The sequence below is a fragment of the Mucilaginibacter sp. A5337 genome (genome assembly GCF_059690695.1).
Map to the genome: position 1 here is coordinate 348,745 of NZ_JCAWEC010000004.1, position 14,932 is coordinate 363,676.

The 14,932-nt window shown below is 41.5% G+C and carries 14 protein-coding genes; 7 read left to right on the forward strand and 7 right to left on the reverse strand.

All coding sequences use genetic code 11. From position 1 onward, the window contains the following. Positions 1-12 precede the first annotated feature (12 nt). The gene (locus AC59JO_RS15395) at positions 13-1,110 is read right to left on the reverse strand and encodes a vWA domain-containing protein (RefSeq protein WP_110585920.1); all 1,098 of its coding nucleotides are present in this window, start codon (positions 1,108-1,110) and stop codon (positions 13-15) included. A 191-nt stretch (positions 1,111-1,301) separates the two neighbouring features. Continuing rightward, the gene (locus tag AC59JO_RS15400; RefSeq protein ID WP_413669826.1) at positions 1,302-2,180 is read right to left on the reverse strand and encodes a carbohydrate kinase family protein; all 879 of its coding nucleotides are present in this window, start codon (positions 2,178-2,180) and stop codon (positions 1,302-1,304) included. 156 nt (positions 2,181-2,336) lie between these two features. On the opposite strand from AC59JO_RS15400, the gene AC59JO_RS15405 reads away from it, so the two are divergent. Continuing rightward, positions 2,337-2,756 (forward strand): YybH family protein, encoded by a 420-nt coding sequence (locus tag AC59JO_RS15405; protein ID WP_413669825.1) that lies wholly within the window; start codon positions 2,337-2,339, stop codon positions 2,754-2,756. 62 nt (positions 2,757-2,818) lie between these two features. Further along, a complete protein-coding gene (locus tag AC59JO_RS15410; protein ID WP_497306300.1) occupies positions 2,819-3,301 on the forward strand; it encodes an adenylyltransferase/cytidyltransferase family protein in 483 nt (160 codons plus the stop codon). 337 nt (positions 3,302-3,638) lie between these two features. On the opposite strand, the gene AC59JO_RS15415 is transcribed toward AC59JO_RS15410, so the two are convergent. The 4 genes from AC59JO_RS15415 to hemW form a co-directional block, all read right to left on the reverse strand. After that, positions 3,639-4,520 carry a cupin-like domain-containing protein gene (locus AC59JO_RS15415; RefSeq protein WP_413669823.1) on the reverse strand — a complete coding sequence of 294 codons (882 nt, stop codon included), beginning with the start codon at positions 4,518-4,520 and terminating at the stop codon, positions 3,639-3,641. 127 nt (positions 4,521-4,647) lie between these two features. Continuing rightward, positions 4,648-5,526 carry a cupin-like domain-containing protein gene (locus AC59JO_RS15420; protein WP_497306302.1) on the reverse strand — a complete coding sequence of 293 codons (879 nt, stop codon included), beginning with the start codon at positions 5,524-5,526 and terminating at the stop codon, positions 4,648-4,650. Positions 5,527-5,733: 207 nt separating this feature from the next. After that, on the reverse strand, positions 5,734-6,279 hold the full coding sequence (locus tag AC59JO_RS15425; protein WP_413669821.1) for a fasciclin domain-containing protein: 546 nt from the start codon (positions 6,277-6,279) through the stop codon (positions 5,734-5,736). A 113-nt stretch (positions 6,280-6,392) separates the two neighbouring features. Next, positions 6,393-7,514, reverse strand: coding sequence for a radical SAM family heme chaperone HemW (gene hemW / locus AC59JO_RS15430; protein WP_497306304.1), 1,122 nt, complete (start codon positions 7,512-7,514; stop codon positions 6,393-6,395). 98 nt (positions 7,515-7,612) lie between these two features. Here hemW and AC59JO_RS15435 point away from each other — a divergent pair, with 98 nt between their 5' ends. Then, the gene (locus tag AC59JO_RS15435) at positions 7,613-8,317 is read left to right on the forward strand and encodes a hypothetical protein (protein ID WP_497306306.1); all 705 of its coding nucleotides are present in this window, start codon (positions 7,613-7,615) and stop codon (positions 8,315-8,317) included. Positions 8,318-8,439: 122 nt separating this feature from the next. Here the strand turns inward: AC59JO_RS15435 and AC59JO_RS15440 are convergent, their stop codons facing one another. Further along, the gene (locus AC59JO_RS15440) at positions 8,440-10,317 is read right to left on the reverse strand and encodes a glycoside hydrolase family 97 protein (RefSeq protein WP_497306308.1); all 1,878 of its coding nucleotides are present in this window, start codon (positions 10,315-10,317) and stop codon (positions 8,440-8,442) included. A 461-nt stretch (positions 10,318-10,778) separates the two neighbouring features. On the opposite strand from AC59JO_RS15440, the gene AC59JO_RS15445 reads away from it, so the two are divergent. From AC59JO_RS15445 to porL, 4 genes are all read left to right on the forward strand, one after another. Continuing rightward, positions 10,779-11,684, forward strand: coding sequence for a DUF4271 domain-containing protein (locus AC59JO_RS15445; RefSeq protein ID WP_413669817.1), 906 nt, complete (start codon positions 10,779-10,781; stop codon positions 11,682-11,684). A gap of 18 nt (positions 11,685-11,702) precedes the next feature. Continuing rightward, positions 11,703-12,461 (forward strand): uroporphyrinogen-III synthase, encoded by a 759-nt coding sequence (locus AC59JO_RS15450; protein WP_119407058.1) that lies wholly within the window; start codon positions 11,703-11,705, stop codon positions 12,459-12,461. 253 nt (positions 12,462-12,714) lie between these two features. After that, positions 12,715-14,031 carry a T9SS ring complex lipoprotein PorK/GldK gene (gene porK, locus AC59JO_RS15455; RefSeq protein WP_497306311.1) on the forward strand — a complete coding sequence of 439 codons (1,317 nt, stop codon included), beginning with the start codon at positions 12,715-12,717 and terminating at the stop codon, positions 14,029-14,031. Between the two features lie 68 nt (positions 14,032-14,099). Beyond that, entirely contained in the window at positions 14,100-14,903 is an 804-nt protein-coding gene (gene porL / locus AC59JO_RS15460; RefSeq protein ID WP_413669815.1) for a type IX secretion system motor protein PorL/GldL, read from the forward strand. Positions 14,904-14,932 lie beyond the last annotated feature (29 nt).

Genomic DNA, 14,932 nt, shown 5'->3' on the forward strand with positions numbered 1-14,932 from the left:
GGGGCTGGGGGGCTAACGAACAGTCTTTCGTCTGTTCCTGATGTAATCCTCAAAAATATATTCACCAAGGCCGTTCAGGGAGCTGTAAAATGCTTTGCCTCCATTGGTTTCTGTGAATTTACGAACAAACTGCTGCAAATAAGGGTCTTTGGCTATCATAAATGTGGTGATAGGTATTTTTAACCGTTTACATTGAGCAGCCATGTTAAGGGTTTTGTTAACCACTTTCCTGTCCAACCCAATACTGTTTTTATAATACCTGGTACCTTCCTTTAAGCAGGTTGGCTTGCCATCGGTGATCATAAAAATTTGTTTGTTGTGGGTTTTACGGCGGCGGAGCAGATCGGTAGCCAGTTCCAGACCCGCGTAGGTATTGGTATGGTACGGGCCTACCTGTAAATAAGGCAGGTCCTGCAAGGTGATAGGCCATGCATCGTTACCAAAAACAACTATATCCAATGTATCCTTAGGGTATTTTGTACGGATGAGCTCGGCGAGGGCCATGGCCACTTTTTTGGCGGGGGTTATCCTGTCTTCGCCATAAAGGATCATGGAATGCGAAATATCGATCATGAGCACGGTTGAAGTAAGGGTTTTGTAGTCCATTTCCTCTACTTCAAGGTCGCGCTCGGTCATCATAAAATCGCCTATGCCATGATTAACCTGTGCGTTATGGATAGACTGGGTCATATCTATCTGGTCCAGGCTGTCACCAAATTCGAATTCACGGCGTTCGGCATTTTTTTCATCACCCTGGCCTGATTGCGGCGAGCGGTGATTGCCTTTGCCTGATTTTTTTAGTTTGCCAAAAATCTCTTCCAGGGCTGATTGCCTGATGCTTTGCTCCGTTTTTGCGGTGATCTTAAACTCGCCGTTCTGATTGTCCTCATCAAGATAGCCTTTTTGCTTCAGCTCATCGATGAAATCGCCCATGCCATAATCATCGTTGGTGAGGTTGTATTGTTTATCGAGTTCGTTAAGCCAGGCTAAAGCTTCGCCGGCATCGCCCGATGTATAGTTGAGCAACTCGAGGAATAATTTCAATAATTCGTCAAATCCGCCTTTAGGGATTTGGTTGGGCTTAAATTTGGAAAATCCAAAACCGCGCATATTTTGTCCTTTCTGTACATAAAGGAACGGAATATTTTTATGAAAAGTTTTGCTATGAGAGTGATAAAGTAAATTGTTAGGTAAGTATGACAATTAGATTTTTGATTTCGGATGTTCGATTTCGGATTTATTTTTAATAACAGCAGCAGCGTATTAAACCAAATCCGAAATCCCAATTCCCAAATCCGAAATTAAAGATATGCCAAGCTATTCAGCAATTCAGGCGGATAAACCGGGTTTGCGCCGCGCTGGCTGGCTACGTATGAGCCTACTGAACAGGCTTTATCAACCACCTGCTGCATAGGTTTGCCTGAAAGAAGACCGGATACAAAAGTTGCCAGGAAGGCATCGCCGGCACCTACAGTGTCAGCTACTTTTACGGGGCAGCCGGGGCTGTCATAAAATTCATGATCGTGCCATACCAGTGCACCATGCTCGCCGCGGGTTACGCAAATGGTTTGACTATGGTATTTTGAACGAAACTCGCCAATTTGATCACGCAGAGAAGCACTGCTACCACCGATGAGCAAATTAGCCTCTTCCTCGTTCATTTTCACAACATCGGCACGGGCAACCAGGGTTTCAATAGTTGATAATGTATAATGCGGCGGACGAAGGTTTACATCAAATACCTTTAATGCCGGGGTTTCATCAAGCAGGTTTAACAATGTTTCGCGGGTGGTAACAGTACGGCAAGCCAAACTGCCAAACACAATGGCCCGGGCCGCCTGGGCCGCCTTGGTGAGTGCGGTCGATGGTTGTATGTTATCCCATGAAACAGGTTGTGGAATAATATAAGTGGCGGTGTTGGTTTCATCAAGTTGTACAGTAACCTCGCAGGTTGGAAATTCATCGTCCTGCTGGATCAGGTCTGAATACAGGTCGTTGCTTTTTAAAAAGCCTATTAATGCGTCGCCGGAGTTGTCCATACCAACTGAGCTTGCAAAAGTTGTTTTTACGCCTTGTTGTACCAAATGCCTGGCCACATTCATAGGCGCACCGCCGGCTTTTTTTCCATCGCCAAAAGCATCCCATAAAACTTCGCCAAAACTCAATACCTGATTTCCCATAGTTATTTGTTTTTAGTGTCGATGAAATCCAAATATACTGTATTGTCTTAACCGGAATTAATTGAATTGAAGAATTAATTGAATTTTTTCTTTTTAATTCTGTTAATTCGGGCAATTCTTAAAATTCAGGTTCAGACAAAAGGCTATCTTTATTATATGAGAAAATTATTACTGAGTTTTGTGTTTATGCTCGTAGCTGTGTATTGTTTTGCGCAGGACAGGCAAGCCATCCTGAAAGTAATGCACACACAGGAAGAGGCCTGGAACCGGGGCAATATTGAGGAGTTTATGACAACCTACTGGAAATCAGATTCGCTGGTTTTTGTAGGGAAAACAGCTCCTACATACGGCTGGCAAACAACACTTGAACACTATAAGCAAACATATCCTGATAAAGCTGCTATGGGGCAGCTCACTTTTGATATTATACAAATAAAGGTACTTGATAAAACCAACGCCTTTGTTTTAGGCGGATGGAAGCTAACCCGGGAAAAGGATGCTCCCGGAGGGTATTTTACGTTGTGGTTCAGGAAGATTAAGGGCGAGTGGAAGATAGTTTGCGACCATACTTCGTGATGAGATTAGTGGTTGGAGATAAGAGATTAAATAAAAACGAGGTGCTGATTTAATACTGCTGCATGAAAAGAGGTTTGATCATTGGAAAGTTTTTGCCGCTCCATATTGGGCACATGACTTTGATAAGTTATGCCCTTGAACACTGTGATGAGCTTATAATAGTCATTGGTGCCAGTGATGATGAGCCTATTGCAGGCGATGTGCGGCTTGACTGGCTCAAAAAAACATACGCGGATAATGATAAGGTTAAACCTGTGTTATTAAGCTATGATGAGGCGATGTTACCGGGTGCCGGCGATTCGATAGAAAACATGTCGAGGCTTTGGGCCAGCTATCTAAAAAAGAACTTACCGTATATTGATGTGATATTTGCATCCGAGGCTTACGGCGCTTATATGGGCCGCTTTCTGGATTGCGAAAGTGTTATTTACGAAGAGCCCTGCAAAGTTGTGCCCGTCGCGGCTGCAAGGATCAGGGAAGAGCCTAATTTATACCTGCATCTTTTACCTGAGGCTGTTAAGGAATATTATAAAAAACAGGCTTAATAAACAAAAACAGGCTGTATCATACATCATGATCAGCCTGTTTTGTTCTTATTCGGATGCTCAAGCAATATCATTTGGGGTTGGATTGACTCTACTAACAAAGGGGGGTTAACAGGGTTAACACAATTTAGGGTTAACATTTACTTATGTAGCTAACAATCAGTTAATTGAGTGTTTTTTTGCCAAAAAAAGTGTAAACCCCCCATTTTGTAATAAATATTATCGGCTAACCTTCAATTCATAGGTAACGCAACAGTAAGGGTGGGCAATTTGATTTATGATACAGCCTTTTTTTGTTTATGATTGGCTTAATGCTAAAAACTTAATACTTCCGACTTTAAAAAGGCTTTCCTGCTGCCAGCTCCCTATTAGCCCATTTAACAGCCAGGCCTTCACGGTATTTAGCATACTTACCTTTGAATACCATTTTCAGGGCGCTGTCTACACCTCCTTTAACGGCTAGGTTATACAAGCTTGCTGCTTTACGGCTTATGCTTGCATCCCAGGCACGAAGACTTAGCGAGTATGAACCATCAACATATTTCATCCAGTGCCAGTAGCCTGTAGGCATAAACAGGGTATCGCCATGTTCAAGAAATACCTCAATGCCTTCCACGCCGTCAAGCGCCGGGAATTTTTTAACATCGGGGTTTAGCACATCATAATCCTCCAAAGCATAGGTAGCATTAGGGATACAGTACAGGCGGCGTTTCCATTTGTTTTCAAACAGGATCACATGTTTGCGACCGCCAAAGTGAGTATGGAAAATATGCGGAAGATCAATATCATAATGTAAAAACGTAACCGAGTTTGAACCGCCGAAGAACATGGCAGGCATACTCTCTAAAAAACCGCCCATCAAATCTTTAGGTAATACAATGTCATCTAAAAGCTGCGGAGCCTGTTTGAAGATGTTGAAGAAAAAAATCCTTAATTCGGTTGGTTTGCTGCGAATGAGATCTATGTACTCATCAAAAGGCATTTCAGTTGCCGATGAATTGATGGGTTTCGACGGATCGGCCTTTGAGTTGTCATACAGCGGCACTATTTTGTTGCCAACAACCTGTTTTAAATATTCGGGCGTCCATTTTTCGCGGGCAGGCCAGCTTTTGGTAAGCCCTTTGATAACCAGCGGGCGACGAGGGTCTAAATAATTCTTCTTAAAGTCTTCGGGAGAAATATTTTCAACCGTATCGATCGGGTTAAGGATGAAGCACATATATAGTTTTATTACTTTAGGGGGTTATGCTAATTTTAAGTTAAAGTTACAATATTGTTCCTTAGTTATTTATAAGCATTCAAAATAACGAAATAAACCCCAAAGTAGTATAAACATATTCTCAATATTATGGTCTGCCGGTAGCAAGGGCATCATGAGCTCGTTTTATAGCGAGGTTCTCCTTCCAGTCCATATACTCCTTTTTGAAACGGGCTTTCATTATGTTGTCAAACTTGCGCTGTATGGTTAAGTTATACAGGCTTTTAGCTTTAATAGCCCATGATTTATCCCAGGCACGAAGCGATATCGAGAATGAACCCGTAAGGTATTTCATCCAGTGCCAGTAACCGGTAGGCATAAATAAGGTGTCGCCGTGCTCTAAAATAGCCTCCTGCCCTTCAACACCATCAAGCGCAGGGAATTTGGTAAAATCCGGGTTTTCGATATCATAATCTTCAAGAGCGTAGGTTGCAAACGGGATACAATACAGGCGTTCTGTCCATTTTTGGTCAAACAACATTACATGTTTGCGGCCATTAAAATGCGTGTGGAATATATGGGCAAGGTCGATATCGTAGTGTAAAAATGTTACTGAGCCTGCACCGCCGAAAAACATGTTGGGATATTTATCCAGGAAACCGCCCATTAAATCTGACGGTGAACGGTAATCGTCCAGCAGTTTTGGAGCATGCTTTATGGGGTCGAAAAGGAAGATCCTTAAGTCGGTAGGTTGTTTTTGAATGAGATCGATATAGTCGCCAAACTTCATTTCGGTTGCAGATGCATTGATAGCTTTGGATGGATCGGCCTTTGAACTATCATACAGCGGAACTATTTGATCGCCAACGGTTTCTTTAATATATTCGAAAGTCCATTTTTGAAGGGCTGGCCAGCTTTCAGTCGCTTTACGGATTATAAGCGGTTTGCGCGGATTTAAGTAATTGTTAACAAAATCCTCTTTGCTTATATTGTCTACACTGTCAATAGGTGTAAGCTTTATACTCATTTTTACAAATTAATTAACGAGCAAAATTAATTCTTTGTAAAAAATATGTAAACAATTTGAGGCAATTTTGAAGTTTTAATGACAGTGGTTTTCAGTAGCGAGTAGCTGTTTTTATAAGTAGTATAGTAAAACAAAAAGAGCTGATAGTTATTAACTGCCAACTCTTTTCAAAAATTCTTTTGCTAACTGCAACTACAACTGCCAAACTTAATTTGGCATCAGCACCGCATTCACCACATGGATAACGCCGTTACTTTGAGCAACATCGGCAATGGTGATCCATGATTTACCTCCTTTTTCGTCAACAAGGTATAATTTGGCCCCTTGCGACATTACCGTTATGGTGCCGCCGCTTAGTGTACCTAATTCGGTTCTGCCTTTACCTTCTTTTACTTTGGTCAGCAAGTCGGCAGTACTTAGCTTGCCGGGTATTACATGGTAAGTTAAAGTTTTTATGAGGCCTGCTTTGTTAGCTGGTTTCATCAGGTTATCAACTGCGCCTGCCGGTAATTTGGCAAAAGCTTCATTAGTTGGTGCAAATACTGTATAAGGTCCTGCTGCTGATAGCGTTGGTGCAAGCCCCGCTGCTTTCACTGCATTTACAAGTGTAGTATGATCTTTTGAACCCGATGCGTTTTGCACAATGTTTTTAGCCGGAGACATAACTGCGCCGCCAACTGTTTTCTGAGCGTAAGCTTTTGGAGCAATGGCAAAAGCCAATAATGCAAAAGTAGCGATGATTAGTTTTTTCATAATTTATAATAGTCAGGATAAGTATCATTTAAAGATACGATTAGTAAAGCTAAACAGATTTAAACATCATTTTGCTTTGTAACAATGTATTGACTGTTACCAGGCAAATTGGTTTAAAAGAATAAGCCCGCCGCAATATGATCAGCGTATAACTTACCTGTTGCACTAAGATAAATAACATTATCTTTTTGTATAATCCATTCCCTGTCGAGAAACTCGGCTGCAGCTTTGAGCAATTCATCGGACGCGCCTTTGGCTATCTGGTTCAGTTTGATTAACTCAAGTCCCCAGATAGTGCGTAGCGAAGTCATGATATATTCATTCAGACGGTTAGCTTCAGTGAGCTCCTCGGTTTCGGCCGGTAGTTTCCCGGTTTCAAGCGCCTGCATGTATTTTGCGTTATTGGCAATGTTCCACTGCCGGGTATCGCCATTATAAGAATGCGCAGATGGGCCGATGCCTAAATATTTTACACCTTTCCAGTAATTGGAGTTGTGACGGGAGTATTGACCGGGTTTGCAAAAATTGGATATCTCATAATGTTCAAACTCGTGGGCCAGCATAGCATCCATTAGCACCATAAATTGTTCGGCACTTTGGAGCTCATTCATGGGGGGCTGCTTTTTTTTGTTGATGAAAGCCGCCAGCGCGGTTTGCGGTTCAACGGTCATGGAATAGGTAGATACATGCGGAACGCTAAGTTCAAACACCTTATCCAGGTTTTGTTTCCATTTGCTATCGCTGAGCATGGGGTAGCCATAAATTAGGTCGACAGTAATGTTTTCAAAACCGGCGTCCTGGGCACGCTTTACAGATGATTCTGCTTCCTGCCCGCGGTGTACGCGGTTCATCCAAACCAAATCCTCATCAAAAAACGACTGGATCCCTATACTGAAGCGATTTACCGGTGTTTGTCTTAGTGCTTTGAGTTTGTCCGGTTTTAGATCATCGGGATTGGCCTCCAAAGTTATTTCGGCTGTAGATGATACGGTGTGCAGTTCGGTAATGGTATTGATGATGATGCTGATTTCATCGCCGTTTAAAACAGAAGGAGTACCCCCGCCAAAGTAAATGGTTTCGATAGTTTCGCCGTTCAGGTAGCTTTTTTGCAGTTTGATCTCTTTAATCAAAGCATGCAGCATTTCATCCTTGTACTTTAATGATGTGCTGAAATGAAAATCGCAATAATGGCAAGCCTGCTTGCAAAAGGGAATGTGTATGTAGATGCCTGCCATGCGGCAAAGGTAATGCAATTATTTTTTGGCTAAAGCCGGTATTTGTGCAATAAGGGTTTACGCTTTCTGCTATCTTTAGTTACCAATTATCCTGAAAAATGAACTTTAAACACGCTGTATTTTTTATCGTCCTGTTATCCAGCACTGTGGCCAGTAGTCAGGTAGGTAACAAAGCTATCCAAATTAATATCAGTAAACTGTTAAATGCCCGCCCTGTAACAACAATTACTGGTGGTAAGTTGCAAACCTGGGTAACCGGTATTGATGGTGGCGGTAAAGGAGATGGTTACCTTACGGCGGCTGCAGCAAAACTCAATGGCGATAAAAACGCGCATGCTTTGCCGGATAATCCATTGATCCCGGCTAATTCATCTCATCCCGCAATATTACTTCACTATAAAAACGGAAAGGAAGGCAATCAAACCCGCAATATAGCTGGGGCGGATAGTTTTAGTTTTGATGTACCTCATAAAAAATATTCGGGTTTATATCTAAGCCTTACCAGTTCTGAAGGTTCTTCGCAGCTGCATATCAGGTTAACTTATACCGACGGCAGCGAAATCACGGATTTTCTCCTTCCCGACTATTATAATGATCTCCCAGAAAGTGACCCCAATTTAAGCTATGCTGTACATAACCTGGCCAAATGGGGGCCGGGAAATAAGATGACAGAAAATGATCATCATAATATTGATGTATTGAATATTCATCCTGATCCCGGGCGGGTTCTTAAAAAAGTTGCTGTAAGTAAAGATAAAGCCGGATACCTTGTGTTCTGGGCTGCTGCGGGTATTACGGAGTAATGTACTTTTAATTGATGATGTCTTTTGTGCCAATACCGTATTCTTGTGCAAAGGAAGTGCATAGAGCATGGCCTGGCATGCGGCTATGCTCTACACACGCCACATGCCATATAACGCCTTGTTTATTGCAACATAGCTACAAAGCCGCCTCCCGGCGATAGCTTCAGAGTAATCGTATCTGTTGGATTGAGTAATCTTTCTTCGCGATGGACAGATGCGTTGGTATCTGCCCCATCATATATCAATGTGCCTTTCGTTGAGTGTTGCAGAAAGTTTAACGGAACCTTTATTTCGCGTGCATCGGCACCATTCATTACGCCAACCCACCAGGTGTTTCCTTTTCTGCGTGCATAAGCAACAACTTCCCCCATTTGGGTACAGCTTAAAACTTTTGTCTCATCCCAGGTTGTAGGTATCTTCTGAAATAAATCAAACATTGGGCTCTCCAGGTAAAATTTATATTCGTCTGCGAAATGCGTGATAGGAGAAAGATATACAATGGATTGAGCAAATTCATGGGCCCAGGTGAATTTTTGCGATGTAAGTTGCTCCGGATTTAGTATCACCGGGGTAAAATCTGCAGCACCGGCAGTAAAACGTGTAAATGGTAAAGATACCTCATGTTCAAACGGCGCTACTCTTTTATACCGGGTCATGTGATATTCGTTACCCCTAACGGCTTCCCTTGTAATATCCATGGGATAGGTTCTTGTTAATCCTGTTGGTTTTACACTTCCATGAAAATTGAGCATCAGTTTAAGGTCTGCGCAATCTTGCATGGTACCCATGTACCATTGCATAATGGAGGACGTTGGGTAAGGGATAAAATCGATTTTAATACCTGTCGCACCCAAATCTTTGATTCGCTTTAGATACGCATAGCGCGCCGCCGCCGATCGCATTTCTTTAGAATCAACCCAAACAATTGATTTTACACCAACACTTTTTCCGTATGATATTACATCTCCCAAAAGCTGCCATTGATCTTTACCTGGCTCACTCCAATTTCTCCACCCGTCATCCACTAAATAATATTCCCATTTTAATTTAGCCGCCGCATCATACCAACTTTTTTGGTCGGCGAACCTGGGGGCACCAACGCTCCACCATTGCCATAAACAACGGCCTGGCATTACCCAACTAAAGTCGCTGCCTTTTTGCGGTGCCGGGCACAGATTCATGAGCAGGTCTGAGTTTACAAGTTCAGTTAAATTTTGGGCTATGATGGTTGCTCTCCATGGAGACACTTTTTGCTTTTCATAAATACCTTTAAGTACAGCATGTCCGGCACTACTGTCCGGTTTTACTTCCCATCCCTTAGGTGCAAAAGGGAAGTTTGCTTTAAAGGAATTTTCATGGCGTATAAAAGACATGTCTGAAAAGTCTTCGCAATCTGCTTCGGAAACAGATGCAAAAAGCCCGTTTACATTAAAAGTTAAGGGACCCATTATTGGTGTATTTTGAGGAACAGACGGCAACGAGGTTACATGGCTTAAGCCTTCATAACTTTCGCTATAATCCGACCAGGCAACCTGCTCTACTTTTCCCGAAAACGCCCACGAGGTTGAGTCGGCATTGATTTTTTGGGTATTATAAGGTAATGTGTAGCGTACAGCTATACCATCATTATAAGCGCGCACTATCAAGTTGAATTTCTTCCCGGCTGTTATTAACGGAATCATCATCTCGTTGGCTTCATTATGTGCCAATTTGTGAGCCCCATTAATGATATAAGTTTCTTTTATCTTTTTATTTGAAGGGGCACCGGCAAATTTGGTTTCAACACCCAGGTCGGTACCATCAACAGTTAAACCCAGGCGAGACGGGGCTATCAGCATTGCATTATTAACTGCTGCTTTATATAACAATTTGCCTTTTGAAATGAATATGCTGACATTAATTTGCCGATTGGGGCTGCTAACTATAACGGTGTTTTGCAGGGCATATCCTTTGTAGGATAAACACAGGATTAATAATAATAATCGGATATTTATTTTCATAATTTACACTTTTGGCATTTAAATTATTATATGCAAAATTTAAATGTTCCGGATCGGCATTTAGGTTAACTGTTTAATTATTGGTTTTGATCTCACGCTGATTATTTGACCATCAGGCTGTTAATAATCTTTAGGTTTAGCCTAAATTTCTCATTAATCCGTTAGGAGGTTAGTTATCGCAGCTAATGTAACAACAAATATATTTTGCCGATTTCTCCTCCGATTGTATTAATTAGACTTTTCTTTATAAGAATCCGACTTTTTAATAGAGGGCAGGGACTAAGCGTTCAAATAAAATTCAAAAAAAATATTAATTGATAAAATTCTGGTTCAGATAATTACCCTACTTTTGCAAAAAATAATAAGCCCTGTTTTAAGCTTTGAGAATCCGTTTGGTTATTTGGTGTTGCCTGCTTTTTTTGTTGAATGGCGTTGCCGCTTTTGCGCAACAGGATTCAACGGTGGCTGATACACCTTTAAAATCACCTGTACGTGCTTTTCGCCCCGGCAATTCGGTACTTGATTCGGTGGCCAACGCCATGCAAAACAGGGATAAATTTATTGCCGATTCCGTTGCTATGCGTTACCTCAGGGTGCCCGACGCTGCCATGCGCGCCGAATACGCCGATAGTGTTTTTGCCCGCGAATTATATCATGGATATGGCTTTCTTGATCTTCATTCAAGGTCAAAAAGCAGGGTAATGGAAGGGCACTACCGTCCCTCGCGTGATCCCTGGGTTATTGTGATTATTATTGCCATGCTGCTATATACAGCTATCCTTAATCTTGCCCTCAGTAAAGATGTAAGTAATGTATTTACCTCTTTTTATAGCAAGCGCGTGCTTTCAATAGCCGGTAAAGAAGAGAGTCCGGTTAGCTCCTGGGCTTTCCTGGGTTTATTTTTACTGTTTTGCGCTACGTTTGGTTTGTTTTTATATCAACTGGCGGCGTACAAAGGCGTTTATTATAAAATAGCAGGCAGCGGCCTGTTTACCTTCCTTACCATTGTGATTATTATATTGTTCTCGTTTAAGTTTTTAATACTCAGGTTTTTAGGGTTTGTGTTTGATATTAATAAGCTTGTGAGCGAATATCTTAATATTCTGCATCTTACCTATTTTAACATATCGTTTGTTTTTTTACCGGTAGTTATCTGTTTCAGCCTGCTCGGGGCGCAATATATCCCGGTATTACTAACAGCCACACTCGTTATAATCATCGTAATTTTTATATGGCAATATATCAGGAGCAGCGTAAATATAATTTCTACCTTTCGATTTCATAAGTTTTATTTATTTACGTATCTTTGTGCCCTCGAAATTTGCCCTGTTTTGATTTTAATAAAGGCATTGAATATTAAAATTTAGGTTATTAAAAGCACTGAATTGGAAGATAGAAAGAAAAAGGTTAAAAGCATACTGGTTACTTTGCCTAAGCCCGAAAATGATAAAAATCCTTACGCCGAGCTGGCTAAAAAGCTTAACCTGAAAATTGATTTCAGATCATTTATTCATGTTGAGGGTGTGCCTGCAAAGGATTTCAGAAAAGAGAAGATCAATCTGGCTGATTTTAGCGCGGTGATCTTTACCAGTCGTAACTCGGCCGATCATTTTTTTCGCATATGCGAGGAGATGCGTTTTGAGGTGCCGGTTGAAATGAAATACTTTTGTCTTTCAGAAACCATCGCGCTTTATCTTCAAAAGTATATTCAATACCGCAAACGCAAGATCTTTTTTGGCAAGCAAACAGCTGCCGACCTGGCAGAGGTATTGAAGAAACACTCATCCGAAAAGTTCCTTTACCCGTGCTCAGATGTTGCTGCCGAAGAAACCCAGCGCTTTTTGCTGGAGAACGGGTATAACTTTACCCCGGCTGTGCTTTTCCGCACTGTTTGCAGTGATCTTTCAGATTTGGCTGATGTGTTTTACGATGTTATAGCATTTTTTAGCCCGTCAAGTATACAATCGCTGTATAAAAACTTTCCCGATTTTAAACAAAATAATACACGCATTGCCGCCTTTGGGGCAACTACCCATAAGGCTGTGCTTGAGGCTGGTTTAATTTTGGATATACCTGCTCCAACCCCTGTTGCGCCATCAATGACCATGGCTATTGAGCAATATGTAAAGCTTGTGAATAAGTAGATTATAAATTTATTTAACCCGGCTGCAACTTTTTATAGTATTTACCCGTATAACCGCTAACTAATTGTCATATTAACAATTGGTTAGCGGTTTGTTAATTATATGGCGTTTTGTGCTGTATTGATAAGATAAGTATACAGTTTATCGGTTCATAAAGCCAAAATATCGTTTTTTATAGCTTACATTGAGTAAAATGTAATATATTCGGGCGTCGCATTGTGTTATAGTTATATAACTGATTTTGAATTGTAAAATGAAGCAGATATACTTTTTAGTAGTAGTTTTAGCAGGTAGTGTATTAAGTGGTTGTGGCCGCGGCGGTGGCGACCGGGGTGAAGTTGTGGGGGTTCCTGCAAGGTCGTTTAGGGCCGAAGTTCCTTACGGCATGGTTTATATTCCGGGTGGAAGCTTCCTTATGGGGCAAACTGATCAGGACGTAACTTTTGCCCAGATAGCGCAAACCAAGCAGGTTACTGTTTCACCATTTTTTATGGATCAAACCGAAACCAGCAACAGTCAGTATAAAATGTTTGTTAACTGGGTTCGCGATTCAATAGCAATTAGCAGTTATATCAACGATAATAAATATTTCATTCAGCCTAAAGCCGGAGCCGGTAATAACAATGGCGGCAAAAAGTTCATTAACTGGGATTACGTAAAGAAAAATCCTATCTGGAGCAGCAAGAACGGCCAGGCAAGCAATGCCCAAAAATTGCAGGGTATGTATTACCAGGGCGATGATCGTGTATTTGACCGTAATGAGGTTGACGTACGTTTGTTGAAATATAACTATGCGTTGTTTACCCTGCGCGATGCAGCAGATCACCATAATGATAAATCAAAACATCGTTCTGATTTCATTGTACGCGATACCGTGCCTGTATATCCTGACACCTTAGTTTGGTTAAGCGATTTTTCATACGCTGCAAACGAGCCAATGGTTGAAAGCTATTTTTCACACCCGGCTTTCCGCAATTATCCTGTTGTAGGCGTAACCTGGAGGCAGGCACGTGCTTACGCAGTATGGCGTACACGTTATAATGATGCTTATAAAGATAAACGCCGTTTACCTCACCGCGCTCCTTATAGCTTGCCAACAGAAGCTGAGTTTGAGTATGCAGCACGTGGCGGCAGGATTGGTACCGATTATCCATGGGGTGGCCCTTATATTAAAAATGCTAAAGGTTGCTTACTGGCAAACTTTAAACCCGGCCGTGGTAATTATACAGATGATGGCGGGGCATATACGGTTCCTGTTCGTTCATATTTCCCTAATGATTACGGCTTATATAATATGGCAGGTAACGTGGCCGAATGGACATTATCTGCTTTTGACGAATCGGCATCGACATTTGTGCACGACCTTGCACCAACCTTTAATTACGAAGCTAAATCTACCGACCCCGAAATATTGAAACGTAAAGTTGTACGCGGTGGTTCATGGAAAGATATAGGATATTTTCTTCAAAATTCAACCCGGACCTACGAATACCAGGACACCGCTAAATCATATATCGGTTTCCGTTGTGTAACCCATTATTTAGGGCGCGACATCACAGACAAACGCTAATTCAAATTAGTTAAAGCAAGCAAACAATCAAATCAAAAAATAACAAAGTTTACTTCTGAATTATTATTATGGCTGGAAAGAAAAAACCTTACGGAATAGGTAACATCGTATCATGGGGTGCTACAGTGGTGATTATAGGGTTAATGTTTAAAATTTTGCACTGGCCTGGTGCCACCTACTGGATAGCAGGAGGGCTTATTACTGAAGCTATACTGTTTTTTATACTGGGTTTTCAGAGAGAAGACAAAGAAATTGATTGGGTACGCGTATACCCCGAGCTGAGCGAAGATTTTCAGGGCGAGCTTCCAAAAGCAACTGTTAGAAACGCTGGCGTTAATGCTGGTCCTTCAACAACGGCTGCTTTGGATAAAATGATGGAAGATGCCAAAATCGGCCCCGAGCTGGTGCGCAGCCTTGGCGATGGTTTACGTTCATTTGGTGATAAAGTAGCAGCTATATCACGTGTTACCGATGCCGGTGAAGCTACTATTGCGTTTACAAGCAAGGTTAAAGATGCAACTGCAAGCTATGAAAAGTTAAGTGTTTCTTTTGAAAAAGCATCGGCTAATTTAAATGAGATGGCTAACTCAAATGTCGACTCAAAGGCTTATCATGATCAGGTTAACCAATTAGCTAAAAACTTATCGGCACTTAATGCTGTGTACGAGCTGGAATTACAAGATTCAAGCGCGCATTTAAAATCAATGAATAAATTTTATCAGAACCTTGCGCTTACCATGAACAACTTTAATGAATCAATGGACGATTCAAGGCAGTTTAAGGAAGAGGTTGGTCGTTTGGCTAAAAACCTGGCATCATTAAACGCTATTTATGGTAACATGCTTACTGCCATGAACCAGCCACGTGTTTAATTATAATTAATTGATTGATTACCAAGAAA

Excerpts from the sequence above, each read along its gene's own strand:
- AC59JO_RS15395 (WP_110585920.1), bottom strand. The coding sequence starts at position 1,110 with ATGCGCGGTTTTGGATTTTCCAAATTTAAGCCCAACCAAATCCCTAAA.
- AC59JO_RS15400 (WP_413669826.1), bottom strand. The coding sequence starts at position 2,180 with ATGGGAAATCAGGTATTGAGTTTTGGCGAAGTTTTATGGGATGCTTTT.
- AC59JO_RS15405 (WP_413669825.1), top strand. The coding sequence starts at position 2,337 with ATGAGAAAATTATTACTGAGTTTTGTGTTTATGCTCGTAGCTGTGTAT.
- AC59JO_RS15410 (WP_497306300.1), top strand. The coding sequence starts at position 2,819 with ATGAAAAGAGGTTTGATCATTGGAAAGTTTTTGCCGCTCCATATTGGG.
- AC59JO_RS15415 (WP_413669823.1), bottom strand. The coding sequence starts at position 4,520 with ATGTGCTTCATCCTTAACCCGATCGATACGGTTGAAAATATTTCTCCC.
- AC59JO_RS15420 (WP_497306302.1), bottom strand. The coding sequence starts at position 5,526 with ATGAGTATAAAGCTTACACCTATTGACAGTGTAGACAATATAAGCAAA.
- AC59JO_RS15425 (WP_413669821.1), bottom strand. The coding sequence starts at position 6,279 with ATGAAAAAACTAATCATCGCTACTTTTGCATTATTGGCTTTTGCCATT.
- hemW (WP_497306304.1), bottom strand. The coding sequence starts at position 7,514 with ATGGCAGGCATCTACATACACATTCCCTTTTGCAAGCAGGCTTGCCAT.
- AC59JO_RS15435 (WP_497306306.1), top strand. The coding sequence starts at position 7,613 with ATGAACTTTAAACACGCTGTATTTTTTATCGTCCTGTTATCCAGCACT.
- AC59JO_RS15440 (WP_497306308.1), bottom strand. The coding sequence starts at position 10,317 with ATGAAAATAAATATCCGATTATTATTATTAATCCTGTGTTTATCCTAC.
- porK (WP_497306311.1), top strand. The coding sequence starts at position 12,715 with ATGAAGCAGATATACTTTTTAGTAGTAGTTTTAGCAGGTAGTGTATTA.
- porL (WP_413669815.1), top strand. The coding sequence starts at position 14,100 with ATGGCTGGAAAGAAAAAACCTTACGGAATAGGTAACATCGTATCATGG.